Here is a 13751-nt window from a genome sequence, read left to right on the forward strand (position 1 = left end):
TGCCTGGCTCATTCGCGGGTGCCGGCGCACAGCACCTCGGCGCAGGCGACGACCTTGCCGTCCACCTTGGCTTCGCCGTAGTACACGGCCATGTTGCGGATCACCCGCTTGATTTCCACATGCAGCTCCAGCACGTCGCCGGGCACGACCTGGCTGCTGAAGCGGGCCTTGTCGACCTTGACCATGTAGAACAGCTTGGACTGCGCATCGCGGCCCAGCGCGAGCTGGGTCAGCACGCCGCCGGCCTGGGCCAGCGCCTCGATGATCAGCACGCCGGGCATGATCGGCTGGCCGGGGAAATGGCCCTGGAAGAACGGCTCGTTCACGCTGACGTTCTTGTGCGCGACGATCTTGCGATTCTCGAAGTCGAGCGACACCACCTTGTCCACCAGCAGGAACGGGTAGCGGTGCGGGATCAACTTCTGGATCTGCTGGATGTCCGGCAGGGTCTGGTCGTGGCTCATTGCTTCTCCTTGCTTACAGACAGGATGCGACGGGCCAGGGCATCGAGCTGCTTGAAGCGCGCGGCGTTCTTGCGCCACGTGCGGTTGTCGGTCAACGGGGTGCCGGAGGAATACTCGCCCGGCTCATGGATGGAGTTGCGCACCACCGACTTGCCGGTGATCACCACCTTGTCGCAGATTTCCAGGTGGCCGACCACGCCGACCGCGCCGCCGAGCATGCAGTAGCGGCCGATCTTGGCGCTGCCGGCGATGCCGGTGCAGCCGGCGATCGCGCTGTGCGCGCCGATGTGCACGTTGTGCGCGACCTGCACCAGGTTGTCCAGGCGCACGTCTTCCTCGAGCGTGGTGTCTTCCAGTGCGCCGCGGTCGACGCAGGCGTTGGCGCCGATCTCGCAATCGTCGCCGATCGTCACGCCGCCGAGCTGCGGCACCTTGATCCAGTGGCCGGCGTCCATCGCCAGGCCGAAGCCATCGGCGCCGAGCACCGCGCCGGGATGGATGCGCACGCGCTTGCCCAGGCGCACGCGGGTGACCAGGGTGACGCGGGCGATCAGTTCGCAGCCGTCGCCGACCTGGCAATCGTCGCCGATCACGCTGCCCGGGCCGATCACGCAGCCGTCGCCGACCACGCTGCGCGCGCCGATGCTGACGAAGGCGCCGATGTGCGCACCGGCGGCGATCTGCGCGCTGGGGTCGATGCTGGCGCTGGGATGGATGCCGGGCGGACGCGCCGGCGCCACGTCGAACAGCGCGGCGATCTTGGCGAAGGCGACATACGGATCGCGCGCGATCAGCGCGGTACCGGGCGCCGCGTCGGCATCGTCGGCACGTAGCACTACCACCGCCGCGGCGCTGTCGGCGAGCTGCGCGCGATAGCGCGGATTGGCGAGGAAACTGAGCTGGCCGGGACCGGCATGCGCCAGCGTGGCGACGCCATGCACGGCGACGGCGCCGTCGCCATGCAGCTGCAGGCCGAAGCGCTCGGCGATCTCGTGTGCGGTATGGGAAGGAGTATTCACGCCGGGATTCTACCGTGTGCCATCGGCACGGTCATGCTGCCCCTGCGCGCAGGCCGCACAGGCCAGGATCGGCCAATGCTCAAGGCCGCCATCAACCAACGCCAGAAAAGCCCCCGCTTGAGGGCCATGCCACGATCAACCAAGCAGAAAACCTTCTGCTTCGGTCAGATCGCGGTCATCCAATTCTGACAAAAGCCCCCTTTAGTAAAGGGGGCGCGCCGACAGGCGCGGGGATTTGGGAGAAGACAAGCCGGGGCCCGCGGTTCGCGCAGCGAATCGTGGGGCGTCAGCGCGAACGCGATGACGCGCTCACCCCTTTAGTAAAGGGGGCGCGCCGAAGGCGCGGGGATTTGGTTGCCAAGCCCCGAGCTCCGGGCTCCCGCGAAGCGGGAGCCCGGAGCGGGCAGTTCGTCAGAACTGCCCACCAAAGGTGAACTGCAGACGCTCGATCTCGTCGTTGTCTTCCTTCTTCAGCGGGAGCGCGTAGCTGATCGAGATCGGACCGACCGGTGCGCGCCACAGCAACGCCACGCCGGTGGAGGCGCGCAGTTCGTTGGTCTTGTAGTTGTCCACGCCGTTGAACACGTTGCCGACGTCGACGAACGCGGAGACGCGCGCCGAGGGGCTGTCGAACAGCTTCGGGAAGTACAGTTCCGCCGAGCCCACGGTCTTGAACGAGCCACCCAGCGGCTGCCCGCGGCTGTACGAAGCGGTGGCTTCCGAACGCGGACCGAGGGTGTTGTCCTCGAAGCCGCGCACCGAGTTGGTGCCGCCGGCGTAGAAGTTCTCGTAGAACGGCAGGCCCGAGGCGGTGACCGTGCGGGTGGTGCCGTCGGCGTTGGTGATGGTGCGGCTGACGTCGCTGCCGTAGCTGTCGCCGTAGCCGAATTCGGCGCGGGTGTTGAGCACGATCGAGGGGATGATCGGCCAGTACTTGGAGATCTGGTAGTTCAGCTTCCAGTACTCGACGGTGGAGCCGGGCAGGGTGGCTTCCAGGCCGACGCGCTGGTACATGCCGCGGGTCGGCATGAAGTAGTCGTTGCGGGTGTCGCGCGCCCAGCCCAGTTCGCTGCGCCAGGCGTGGAAGGTGCGCTGGCCGATCGCATCGATGTAGTTGATGATCGCCTGCGGGGTGTAGCCGGCGTAGGTGGTGATCTGGTTGCTGTCGATGCCGAACATCAGCGAGACGGTGTCGTTCTCGGTGATCGGCACGCCGAAGATCATCTGCGCCGCGCCGTTCTTGCTGTTGTACTGGGCGGTACCGAAGTCGGAGTAGTCCAGCTTGCGGTAGGAGATGTTGTAGCCCAGCGACACGCCGTCGTCGGTGAAGAACGGGTTGGTGTAGGAGAACGCGTAGCGCTCCTGGTAGCTGCTGCGCGAGGCGTCCACCGAGACGCGGTTGCCGCCGCCCAGGAAGTTGTTCTGCGACAGCTGGATCGAGGTGGTCACGCCGTAGGTCTGCGAATAGCCCAGGCCGAAGGTGAAGCTGCCCGAGGTGGTTTCCTTGACGCTGTAGACCACGTCGACCTTGTCGTTGCTGCCCGGGACCGGCGGCGTTTCCACGTCCACCGACTCGAAATAGCCCAGGCGCTGCAGGCGGACCTTGGAACGGTCGATCGCGGCCTGCGAGTACCAGCTGTTCTCGAACTGGCGCATCTCGCGGCGCAGCACTTCGTCGGAAGTGCGGGTGTTGCCCTTGAACACGATGCGGCGGACCGACACGCGCGGACCCGGCACCACCTGCAGATTGATCGCGACGGTGCGCTTCTCGCGGTCGGTGGTGGGGATCGGGTTGACCTTGGCAAAGGCGTAGCCGATGTTGCTGAGGGTGTTGGTGATCGCGTCGGAGCTGAATTCCAGCAGCGCGCGCGAGAAGGTGTCGCCCGGCTTCGGGATCACCAGCTTCTCGACCTCTTCCTGCGGCAGCACGGTGTCGCCGGTGACCTTGATGTCGGAGATCTTGTACTGCTCGCCCTCGGTGATGCCGGCGGTCAGGTACATGTCGCGCTTGTCGGGGCTGATCGCCACCTGGGTGGAATCGACGCTGAAATCGACGTAGCCGCGGTCCAGGTACCAGGAGTTGAGCTTCTCCAGGTCGCCGGACAGCTTTTCCTTGGAGTACTGGTCGTCGCGGCGGTACCACGACAGCCAGTTGTGCTCGCGCGACTCCCAGTTCTCCAGGATGTCCTCGGTGGCGAACTTCTCGGTGCCGATCAGGTTGACGTGCTGGATCTTGGCGGCCTTGCCTTCCTTGATCGCGATCGCCACGTCGACCCGGTTGCGGTCCAGCGGGCTCACCGTCGGAGTGATCTCGACGTTGTACTTGCCGCGGTTGTTGTACTGGCGGGTCAGTTCCTGGGTCACCCGGTCCAGGCTCAGCCGGTCGAAGGTGCCGCCCTCGGTCAGGCCGATGTCGGACAGGCCCTTGAGCAGCTCTTCGCTCTTGATGTCCTTGTTGCCGGTGACGGTCAACTTGTTGATCGCCGGACGTTCCTTGACCGTGACCACCAGGATGTTGCCCTGGCGATCGACCTGCACGTCCTCGAAAAAGCCGGTGCGGTACAGCGCGCGGATCGCTTCGCCGACCTTGGCATCGTCGACCGTGTCGCCGCGTTCCACCGGAAGATAGGTGAACACGGTGCCGGAGGAGATGCGTTGCAGCCCGTCGACGCGGATGTCGCTGGCGGTGAAGGGCTCCGTCGCCTGGGCCAGAACCGGCAAGCTGAGGCTGGCGGCGAGGGCGAGGGCTAGCAGGCGGCGAGTGGGAAATCGCGTCATGTCACGTCCGGTAGAGGTCGATATCGTTGTTGCATGGGCGCCGGCGTAAGACGACGACAGCGGGGTCGAGTGGATCAGCATCGGGTTCATCGCAGGACCTGGCCGAAGATGTCGTTGTAGAACGCCAACCCCATCAGCCCGGCCAGCATCGTCAGACCGACGAACTGCCCCGCAGCCATGGCACGCTCGCTCAGCGGGCTGCCCTTGACCAACTCAATAAGGTAATACAGCAAGTGCCCGCCGTCCAAGATTGGAATCGGCAGCAGGTTCATGATCGCCAGGCTCAGCGACAGCAGCGCCAGGAAATACAGGAACCAGTCCGGCCCCTGCTGGGCCGAGACGTTGGCCACCTTGGCGATGGTGATCGGCCCGGACACGTTCTTGATCGAGGCCTGGCCGGTCAGCATGCGCCGGATCAGCCCCAGGGTATCCCCGGCCAGCTTGCCGGTTTCGCGGAACGCGACCGGGATCGCCGCCAGCGGGCCGTACTGCAGCTTGGCGTCGAAGGCCGGCGGCGGGCGGTCTTCCTGGCCGAGGCCCACGCCCAGCGACAGGCCCTTCAGGCGCGGGTCCTTGCTGGGGGTGAGACGTACCTCCAGCGCCAGCCGTTCGCCGTTGCGCTCGACCTCGACCAGGCCGCTGCCGCCGTTCCTGGCCAGGGCCTGGACCTGCGGTGCGACCTGGTCGGCGCCGGCGACCGAGGCGCCATCCACCGCCAGGATCAGGTCGCCGGGGCGCAGCACGCCGTCGGCGGCCGAACCCGGAGTGACCTTGGAGACGATCGCCGGCTGCAGGCTGAAGCGCCAGGTGAGGCCGGCGAGGCGCGGCACCTGCTGTTCGTCGAAGCCGGCAGGCAGCTGCGACAGGCGCAGCGTATGCACGCGGCTGGCGCCGTCGCGCGTGTCCTCGGTCTGGATGCGCACGTCCGCGGCATCCATCGCCGCCACGGTCAGCTGCATGCTGGCATCGCTCCAGCTGGAGACCTCGCGCTCGCCGATGCGCACGATGCGCTCGCCCGGCTGCAGCCCGGCCTGCAGCGCCAGGCCCTCGGCGCGGCCGACCACCGCCGCGTAATCCTGCTTGCCGATCACGAACATCGCCCACAGCAGCGCCACGCACAGCACCAGATTGGCGATCGGGCCGGCGGCGACGATGGCGATGCGCTGCCACACGCTCTTGGTGTTGAAGGCCTGGTCGCGCTCGGCCGGGGCGACCTCGCCCTCGCGTTCGTCGAGCATCTTCACGTAGCCGCCCAGCGGAATCGCGGCGATCGCGAACTCCGTGCCGTGGCGGTCGTAGTACGACCACAGCGGCTTGCCGAAGCCCACCGAGAAGCGCAGCACCTTGACCCCGCAGCGGCGGGCCACCCAGAAGTGGCCGAACTCGTGGAAGGTCACCAGCACGCCCAGGCTGACGATCATCCACCAGACGGACCCGATGAAGTCACCCATGCGCGTGGCTCATAGGGGCGTGCGTGTCAGACATGGGCAGGCTGGCGGGCAATGGCGAGTTCGGTGATCTTGCGCGATTGCGCGTCCGCCGCCAGCAGCGCGTCCAGGGAGTCGGCCGCGCCCGCGGGCAGCACGGTCAGGGCGTTCTCGACCAGCGCAGGAATCGATAGGAAACCGATACGGCCCTGAAGAAAAGCTGAAACAGCCACTTCGTTGGCCGCGTTCAGGATCGCCGGCGCGCTGCCGCCGACCTGCATCGCGCGCCAGGCCAGGCCCAGGCAGGGGAAGGCGTCCAGGTCCGCGGGTTCGAAGTCCAGGCGGCCATGGGCCAGCAGGTCCAGTCCGGCGACTCCGGATTCGATCCGCTCCGGCCAGCCCAGGCCCACCGCCAGGGTGGTGCGCATGTCCGGCAAACCCATCTGCGCCAAGGTGGAACCGTCGATGAACTCCACCAGCGAGTGCACCAGGCTCTGCGGGTGCACCAGCACCTCGATGCGCGACGGCGGCAGCGCGAACAGGTGGTGCGCCTCGATCACTTCCAGGCCCTTGTTCATCAGGGTGGCCGAGTCGACCGAGATCTTCGGGCCCATCGACCACTTCGGATGCGCCACTGCCTGCGCCGGGGTCACGCCCTGCAGCCGGCTGCGGTCCCAGCCGCGGAACGGGCCGCCGGACGCGGTCAGCAGCACCCGCCGCACCTCGGCGCCGGTCTGGCGCGAGCGCAGGCACTGGAAGATCGCGCTGTGTTCGCTGTCGATCGGGATGATCTCGGCGCCCGCCGCGGCGGCCGTGGCGGTGACCAGCTCGCCAGCCAGCACCAGCGATTCCTTGTTGGCCAGCAGCAGGCGCTTGCCGGCGCGGGCCGCGGCCAGGGTCGAGGCCAGGCCGGCGGCGCCGACGATGGCGGCGACCACGCTGTCGCAGGCGTCGCTGGCCACCAACTGCTCCAGCGCGGCGGCGCCGGCATGCGCCTGGGTGCGCAGCCCGGCATCGCGCAGCCCGTCGCGCAGCGCCGGGTACAGGGCCGGGTCGGCGATCACCGCGTGCGCCGGCCGGTGCACGGCGCACAGCGCCAGCAGCCCGGCGACGTTGCCGCCTGCGGCCAGCACGCTGGCGCGCAGCCGCTGCGGGTGACGCGCGATCACGTCCAGCGCGGAGGCGCCGATCGAGCCGGTGGCGCCGAGCACGGCGATGGAGCGGACGGCATCGGCCATGTTCAGAATCCGAAGATCTCTTTGCCCAGCGCGAAGATCGGCAGCGCCGCCAGCACGCCGTCGACGCGGTCCAGCACGCCGCCATGGCCGGGGATCACGTTGCCCGAGTCCTTGGCGCCGACGTGGCGCTTGAGCAGGCTCTCGAACAGGTCGCCGACCACCGAGGCCAGCACGCTGACCGCGGCCACGATCAGCAGGCCGGGCAACTGCGGCAGGGTGACCCCGGCCAGCCAGCCGAAGCCGGCGGCGCAGACCAGGCCGGCCAGCAGCCCGCCGAGCAGGCCTTCGACGGTCTTGTTGGGACTGATCCGCGGCGCCAGCTTGTGCTTGCCGAACTGGCGCCCGGCGAAATAGGCGCCGGAATCGGCGGCCCACACCGTGACCAGCGCGGTCAGCAGCCAGCGGTGCCCGTTCGGCTCGCTGGCATGGATCAGGCCCAGCGCGGCCCAGGCCGGAACGATCGCCAGGGTGCCGGCGGCGAGCTTGAACACCCGCGCGTAGGTGGCGTGGTCGGAGCCGAACTGGAAGAAGCGCAGCCACAGCAGCGCCACGCACCACCAGCCGACGCCGACCAGGGTGGTCAGCTGGAACAGCACCAGCGAGCCGGCCGAGGCCCACACCAGCAGCACCATCAGCAGCAGGTTCAGCACCAGCAGGATGGTGCGCGGCAAGGTGTCGTCGACCTCCGCCAGCTTCAGCCACTCCCACAGGCCGATCAGGAAGATCAGCGCGGCCAGGGCCGCCAGCCATTGCGTGGGCAGCAGCAGGATGGCGCAAATGGCCAGTGGGGCCATGATCAGCGCGGCGATGACACGGGTGCGGGTCATGCGGATGTGTTCTCCGTCGCCGGGGCGACTTGCGCGCTGGTCAGGCCGAAACGCCGCTCGCGGCTGGCGTAGTCGTCCAGGGCTTGTTGCAGCACCTCGGGGCCGAACTCGGGCCACAGGGTCTCGGTGAACCACAGTTCGGTGTAGGCCAGCTGCCACAGCAGGAAATTGCTGATGCGCACGTCGCCGCCGGTGCGGATGAACAGGTCCGGCGGCGGCAGGTCGGCCAGCGCCATGTGCGCCGACAGCAGGGTCTCGTCGATCTGCTCGGGGCGCAGGCGTCCGGCCGCGACCTCTTCGGCCAGCGCCCGCGCGGCCTGGGCGATGTCCTGGCGGCCGCCGTAGCTGGCCGCGATCGACAGGTGCAGGGCCTGGTTGTGCTGGGTGCCGGCTTCGGCCTGGGCCATGCGCTCGCGCAGCGACGGCGCGAAGCGCGAGCGGTCGCCGATGAAGCGCACGCGCACGCCGCGCCGCTGCAGTTCCTCGACCTCGCGGTCCAGCGCATGCAGGAACAGCTTCATCAGCGCGTCCACTTCTTCCTGCGGCCGGCCCCAGTTCTCGCTGGAGAAGGCGAACAGGGTCAGCGCGGGGATGCCGCGTTCCAGGCAGAAGTCGATGGTGCGGTTGACCGCGCGCGCGCCGGCGCGGTGGCCGATCACGCGCGGCCGGCGGCGGCGCTGCGCCCAGCGGCCGTTGCCATCCATGATGATGGCGATGTGGCGGGGCAGGGACATGGGGCGGGGGTCGGAAGGCATGGCCGCGAGGCGCAGGCTCAGACCGCCATCAGTTCCTGTTCCTTGCCCTTGACCACGTCGTCGACGTCCTTGATCGCCTTGTCGGTCAGCTTCTGGATGTCGTCCTCGGCGGCGCGGGCCTCGTCCTCGGTGACCTGCTTGTCCTTCAGCAGATCCTTGATCTGCTGGTTGGCGTCGCGGCGGATGTTGCGGATCGCGACCTTGCTGTCCTCGCCTTCGCTATGCACGACCTTGGACAGCTCGCGGCGGCGCTCTTCGGTCAGCGCGGGCAGGTTGAGGCGGATGGTGGTGCCGGAGGTGTTCGGGGTCAGGCCCAGGTCCGAGGCCAGGATCGCCTTCTCGACCGCGCTGACCATCTGCTTTTCCCACGGGCTGATGGTCAGCGAGCGGGCATCGGCCACGGCCACGCTGGCGACCTGGCTCAGCGGCATTTCCGAGCCGTAGTAATTGACTTTCAGGTGTTCGACCAGGGCAGTCGAGGCGCGGCCGGTACGCACCTTGATGAGCGTATGGCGCAGCGCATCGATGCTCTTGGCCATGCGGGTCTGTGCGTCTTGTTTGATTTCGTTGAGCATCGCCGGTGTCCGTGCTGAATCTGAATCGGACAATTATAGCCTGCTGGGAATGGGGAATGGCAAAGGCAGATCCCGGCACGATTGACGCAACGGCGCGCCGCGGGGAGGTGGCCTCGCGGCGATGTTGCGGCGCGCAACGCGCTTGCGATTCCCCAATCCCCAATCCCGGCCTCTCAGCTACGGCCTTTGACCAGCGTGCCGATCTCCGCGCCGTGCAGGATCTTCAGCAGCTCGCCGGGCTGGCCCATGTTGAAGATGCGCAGCGGCAGGTCGCTGTCGCGGGCCAGCGCGAAGGCGGCGGTGTCCATCACTTCCAGGTTGCGCGCGATCACTTCGTCGTAGGTCAGGCTGTCGAAGCGCACCGCGTCGGCGTGCTTCTTCGGGTCCTTGTCGTACACGCCATCGACCTTGGTCGCCTTCAGCAGCAGGTCGGCGCCGATCTCGATCGCGCGCAGCGCCGCGCCGGAGTCGGTGGTGAAGAACGGGTTGCCGGTACCGGCGGCGAAGATCGCGATGCGGCCCTTCTCCAGGTGGCGGATCGCGCGGCGGCGGATGAAGTCCTCGCACACGTCGTTGATCTTGATCGCGCTCATCACCCGCACCTTGGCGCCGAGCTTCTCCAGCGCGTCCTGCATCGCCAGCGCGTTGATGACGGTGGCCAGCATGCCCATGTGGTCGCCGGTGACCCGGTCCATGCCGCCGGCGGCCAGGCCGGCGCCGCGGAAGATGTTGCCGCCGCCGATCACCAGCGCCACTTCCGCGCCGGCCTGCTGCGCCTCGATCACTTCATGGGCGAGGCGGTTGATGACCTTGGGGTCGATGCCGTAATCCCCATCCCCCATCAGCGCTTCGCCGGAAAGTTTCAACAGGATACGGCGATAGGCGAGCTGGGACATGGTGACCTCGTGGGGGGACGGGCAAACCACGCGATTCTAGCCGAAGCGCGGCGCGGAATCTGCCGCGCGCACGCGTGCGTGCAGTGGCCCGGTTCAGGCCAGGGTGTCGCGGAACGAGCGCGCGGTGACGCGGTTGCGGCCGCCGTGCTTGGAGCTGTAGAGCATGTCGTCGGCGGCCTGCAGCAGCTCCTGCGCGGTGCCGAAGCGCTCGCGCCCGCCCTGGGTGGCGACGCCGGCGGAGAAGCTGATGTGCAGCGGCCCGCTCTGCAATTCGACCATCGGCCGCTGCGCGATGTCGAGGAGGATGCGCTGGATCACGCTCAGCGCGGCCTCCTCGCTGGTGTTGGGCAGCAGCACCAGGAACTCCTCGCCGCCGAAGCGCGCCACGGTGTCGCTGCTGCGCAACAGCGGCTGCAGCGCCTGCGCGAACGCGCGCAGCACCTGGTCGCCGATCAGGTGGCCATGGGCGTCGTTGATCTTCTTGAAGTCGTCCAGGTCGATGAAGGCGACCGACAGCGGCCAGTCGTGGCGGCTGGCCAGGTCGAACTGCTGGTTGAGCAGGACGTCCAGCTGGTGCCGGTTGTACACCCCGGTCAGCGCGTCGCGGCTGGCCTGCTCGGCCAGGCGCCGCGCGCGGTGCTCCGATTCGTCGGCCTGGTGCCGGGCCAGGGTGGCTTCCTGGATCTGGCGCAGGTTGCGCAGCACCATCAGTTCGCGGGCATGGCTGATGATCGCGTCGATCCGCTCCGGCTGCGCGATGCGCACGTCGAAGATCGGGCCGATGACCGGCAGGGATTCGGCCATGCCGGCGATCACCTCGTCGAAGCGGCGGCTGTCCAGCTGCAGTTCGCGATAGGCGCGCTCCATCGCCAGGCCGCGCGCGGTGTCGACGTCGCTGCTCAGCCAGATGTCGGCGACGCTGCCGGACAGCAGCACGCACTTGCCGAACGTGTCCGGCGCCAGTTCGGTCCCGGCGCTGTGGCCGATGCTGCGCTGCAGGTAGCCGGGCAGCTTCCACTTCTGCGCCAGCCAGGCGCCGACCTCGGCGTGGTCGCAGCCGAGCCGCTCGCGCTCCATGGCGACCAGCGTCTCGCTGCCGCTGCCGCCGGCTTCGCGCAACAGCGGCGCGTAGTCGTCGTGGCAGATGTGCAGCAGGGCCAGCGCGCCCATGTCCTGCAGCAGGCCGGCCAGCATTAGTTCCTCCTGCTTGCGCAGGCCCATGGCCTGGCCGAGCAGGCGGCTGGCCAGCGCCGACAGCACGCTGCGCCGCCAGATCCGTTCCTGCAGGTCGCCGGCCCCGGCGCCGTCGCGCAGGCTCTGCACCATCGAGAAGCCCAGCGCCAGGCTCAGCGCGGCGTTGAGCCCGAGCATGGTCAGCGCCTGGCCGAGGTTGTCGATGCGGCGCCGGCTGGCGTACAGCGGCGAATTGGCGATGCGCAGCATGCGCGCGCTCAGCGCCATGTCCATCGCGATGGTGTCGGCGGTGGTGGCCAGATCGACGTCCGGATCCTGGGCCAGGTCGATGATGCGCAGCGCAATCCCGGGCGGCGAGGGCAGGTTTCGGGAGTGAGCCAGGATGGCTTCGAGTTCAGGGCGCATGCGGTTCCGCGAGAAGTGTGATCGGGACAGCGATGTGTCCCTGCCCGCAGAGCGTACCACCGGCAAAAAAAAAGCCGCGACAAGCGCGGCTTTTTTCTGCGGACGGGCCGGACTCAGGCCAGGCCGGCCTGCTTCATCACTTCGGCGGCGTAGTCTTCCACCACCTTCTCGATGCCTTCGCCCACGGCCAGGCGCTGGAAACCGACCACGTCGGCGCCGGCGGCCTTGACCGCCTGCTCCACGCTCTGGTCGGTGTTCAGCACGTAGGGCTGGCCGTACAGGGTGACTTCGTTGACGATCTTGGCGATCTTGCCGCTGATGATCTTCTCCAGGATGTCGGCCGGCTTGGCCTTGTCCTTTTCCGACATCTTGGCCAGCTCGATTTCCTTTTCCTTGGCGACGAAGTCGGCCGGGACGTCGGACGCCTTCACGTGCGGCGGGTTCATCGCCGCGATGTGCATGGCGATGCCGCGGGCCAGCTCGATGTCGCCGCCCTTGACCTCGACCAGCACGCCGATGCGGCCGCCGTGCACGTAGGCGGCGACGTTGTTGGCGCTGTCGATGCGCGCCAGGCGGCGCACCTGCACGTTCTCGCCGACCTTGGCGATGACCGCGGCGCGGGCTTCCTCGACGGTCTCGCCGCCGGGCAGCTTGGCGCTCTTCAGCGCCTCGGCGTCGGCGGCGCCGGAGCTCAGCGCGGCCTGGGCCACGGCTTCGGTGAAGGCCAGGAAGTTGTTGTCCTTGGCGACGAAGTCGGTCTCGGAGTTGATCTCGACCAGCACGGCCTTGCCGCCGTCCTGGGCCATCGCGATGCGGCCTTCGGCGGCGACGCGGTCGGCCTTCTTGTCGGCCTTGGCCAGGCCCGACTTGCGCAGCCACTCGGCGGCGTTGTCGATATGGCCGGCGTTCTCGGTGAGCGCCTTCTTGCATTCCATCATGCCGGCGCCGGTGCGCTCGCGCAGTTCCTTGACCAGGGAAGCGGTGATTTCCACGGGGTGACCTCACAAAAGGTGGGAAAGGGCCGGTTTGCGGCCGGCCGGGAATTCTGGGAAACGGGCGCTTGCGGCGCCCGCGGACCCGGGCGCGCAGCGCGCGCCGGGTGGCGACTGCGCATGCTCGCGCAATCGCATGGCGCGCCGGTTACTCGGCGGCGGGAGCGGCTTCTTCGGCCTTCTTGCCGTTCTTGCGCGGGCCGCGGCCCTTGTCGTCGCCGGCTTCGCTGAACTCTTCCTCGCGCACGCTGGCGGCGTTCGGCGCGGCGGCCTTGCCTTCCAGCACGGCGTCGGCGGCGGCGCGGGCGTACAGCTGCACGGCGCGGATGGCGTCGTCGTTGCCCGGGATGGCGTAGTCCACCAGTTCCGGGTTGTAGTTGGTGTCGACCACCGCGATCACCGGGATGCCGAGCTTCTTGGCTTCCTTGATGGCGATGTCTTCATGGCCGATGTCGATGACGAACAGCGCGTCGGGCAGGCGGTTCATTTCCTTGATGCCGCCCAGCGAGGCCAGCAGCTTCTCGCGCTCGCGGCGCAGGGTCAGCACTTCGTGCTTGACCAGCTTGTCGAAGGTGCCGTCGGTTTCGGCCGATTCCAGTTCCTTCAGGCGCGCCACCGACTGCTTGACGGTGCGGAAGTTGGTCAGCGTGCCGCCCAGCCAGCGCTGGGTCATGAACGGCTGGCCGCAACGCTCGGCTTCTTCCTTCACCGAGTCGCGGGCGCTGCGCTTGGTGCCCAGGAACAGGATGGTGCCGCGCTTCTGCGCGACGCTGGAGATGAAGTTCATCGCGTCGTTGAACAGCGGAACCGTCTTCTCGAGGTTGATGATGTGGATCTTGCCGCGTGCGCCGAAGATGTACGGCGCCATCTTGGGGTTCCAGTAGCGGGTCTGGTGGCCGAAGTGGACGCCGGCTTCCAGCATCTGACGCATGGTGACTTGGGGCATTGCAGTGACTCCTGATGGGGAACCGGCCGTGCGCGGGCAGGATAGGGTGAAGCCGCGCATGGACGTGCAGGCCTGCGACGGCGTGCACGACGATTCCGGGGTTGGGCCTCCCTGCAGCCTCCGTGACCGAACTCCTCGCGGAGCACCCCGGCACGGGCGATGGCGGCAGGTGTGTATTCGCCGGTGCGTCCGGCGTGGACGGTTCGCTGGCCCGGGCGGGCGCAACGAAGCCGCG

Annotated in this window: 12 protein-coding genes; all 12 read right to left on the reverse strand. The window is 68.2% G+C overall.

Going from position 1 to position 13751, the window contains the following annotated elements; translation table 11 throughout:
- Positions 1–8: 8 nt before the first annotated feature.
- The gene (fabZ, locus tag JR064_RS13210) at positions 9–464 is read right to left on the reverse strand and encodes a 3-hydroxyacyl-ACP dehydratase FabZ (protein ID WP_179565886.1); all 456 of its coding nucleotides are present in this window, start codon (positions 462–464) and stop codon (positions 9–11) included.
- Positions 461–1483: a UDP-3-O-(3-hydroxymyristoyl)glucosamine N-acyltransferase gene (lpxD, locus tag JR064_RS13215; RefSeq protein ID WP_206230007.1), complete on the reverse strand. Its 1023-nt coding sequence runs from the start codon at positions 1481–1483 to the stop codon at positions 461–463. The genes fabZ and lpxD overlap by 4 nt, the downstream gene beginning before the upstream one ends.
- A gap of 411 nt (positions 1484–1894) precedes the next feature.
- Positions 1895–4261, reverse strand: coding sequence for an outer membrane protein assembly factor BamA (gene bamA, locus JR064_RS13220; RefSeq protein WP_179565882.1), 2367 nt, complete (start codon positions 4259–4261; stop codon positions 1895–1897).
- Positions 4262–4347: 86 nt separating this feature from the next.
- Entirely contained in the window at positions 4348–5712 is a 1365-nt protein-coding gene (gene rseP / locus JR064_RS13225; RefSeq protein WP_179565881.1) for an RIP metalloprotease RseP, read from the reverse strand.
- A 26-nt stretch (positions 5713–5738) separates the two neighbouring features.
- Entirely contained in the window at positions 5739–6926 is a 1188-nt protein-coding gene (gene dxr, locus JR064_RS13230) for a 1-deoxy-D-xylulose-5-phosphate reductoisomerase (RefSeq protein ID WP_179565880.1), read from the reverse strand.
- 2 nt (positions 6927–6928) lie between these two features.
- Complete coding sequence (locus JR064_RS13235) at positions 6929–7753, reverse strand: phosphatidate cytidylyltransferase (RefSeq protein WP_206230008.1); 825 nt, start codon at positions 7751–7753, stop codon at positions 6929–6931.
- Positions 7750–8487 (reverse strand): polyprenyl diphosphate synthase, encoded by a 738-nt coding sequence (gene uppS, locus JR064_RS13240; protein WP_206230009.1) that lies wholly within the window; start codon positions 8485–8487, stop codon positions 7750–7752. The genes JR064_RS13235 and uppS overlap by 4 nt, the downstream gene beginning before the upstream one ends.
- 38 nt (positions 8488–8525) lie before the next feature.
- Positions 8526–9083 (reverse strand): ribosome recycling factor, encoded by a 558-nt coding sequence (gene frr / locus JR064_RS13245; RefSeq protein ID WP_179565877.1) that lies wholly within the window; start codon positions 9081–9083, stop codon positions 8526–8528.
- A gap of 173 nt (positions 9084–9256) precedes the next feature.
- Positions 9257–9979, reverse strand: a complete 723-nt coding sequence (gene pyrH / locus JR064_RS13250; RefSeq protein WP_104558608.1) for a UMP kinase — start codon at positions 9977–9979, stop codon at positions 9257–9259.
- 93 nt (positions 9980–10072) lie between these two features.
- Positions 10073–11578 (reverse strand): sensor domain-containing diguanylate cyclase, encoded by a 1506-nt coding sequence (locus JR064_RS13255; RefSeq protein ID WP_206230010.1) that lies wholly within the window; start codon positions 11576–11578, stop codon positions 10073–10075.
- A gap of 113 nt (positions 11579–11691) precedes the next feature.
- On the reverse strand, positions 11692–12570 hold the full coding sequence (gene tsf, locus JR064_RS13260; protein WP_179565874.1) for a translation elongation factor Ts: 879 nt from the start codon (positions 12568–12570) through the stop codon (positions 11692–11694).
- Between the two features lie 148 nt (positions 12571–12718).
- Positions 12719–13516: a 30S ribosomal protein S2 gene (rpsB, locus tag JR064_RS13265; RefSeq protein WP_179565872.1), complete on the reverse strand. Its 798-nt coding sequence runs from the start codon at positions 13514–13516 to the stop codon at positions 12719–12721.
- Between the last annotated feature and the right edge of the window lie 235 nt (positions 13517–13751).

The organism is Xanthomonas bonasiae (assembly GCF_017163705.1).
Taxonomy (GTDB): domain Bacteria; phylum Pseudomonadota; class Gammaproteobacteria; order Xanthomonadales; family Xanthomonadaceae; genus Xanthomonas_A; species Xanthomonas_A bonasiae.

Bases quoted from the DNA above. Each gene is read 5' to 3' on its own strand.
- fabZ (WP_179565886.1), bottom strand. From the start codon at position 464: ATGAGCCACGACCAGACCCTGCCGGACATCCAGCAGATCCAGAAGTTG.
- bamA (WP_179565882.1), bottom strand. From the start codon at position 4,261: ATGACGCGATTTCCCACTCGCCGCCTGCTAGCCCTCGCCCTCGCCGCC.
- rseP (WP_179565881.1), bottom strand. From the start codon at position 5,712: ATGGGTGACTTCATCGGGTCCGTCTGGTGGATGATCGTCAGCCTGGGC.
- dxr (WP_179565880.1), bottom strand. From the start codon at position 6,926: ATGGCCGATGCCGTCCGCTCCATCGCCGTGCTCGGCGCCACCGGCTCG.
- JR064_RS13235 (WP_206230008.1), bottom strand. From the start codon at position 7,753: ATGACCCGCACCCGTGTCATCGCCGCGCTGATCATGGCCCCACTGGCC.
- uppS (WP_206230009.1), bottom strand. From the start codon at position 8,487: ATGTCCCTGCCCCGCCACATCGCCATCATCATGGATGGCAACGGCCGC.
- frr (WP_179565877.1), bottom strand. From the start codon at position 9,083: ATGCTCAACGAAATCAAACAAGACGCACAGACCCGCATGGCCAAGAGC.
- pyrH (WP_104558608.1), bottom strand. From the start codon at position 9,979: ATGTCCCAGCTCGCCTATCGCCGTATCCTGTTGAAACTTTCCGGCGAA.
- JR064_RS13255 (WP_206230010.1), bottom strand. From the start codon at position 11,578: ATGCGCCCTGAACTCGAAGCCATCCTGGCTCACTCCCGAAACCTGCCC.
- rpsB (WP_179565872.1), bottom strand. From the start codon at position 13,516: ATGCCCCAAGTCACCATGCGTCAGATGCTGGAAGCCGGCGTCCACTTC.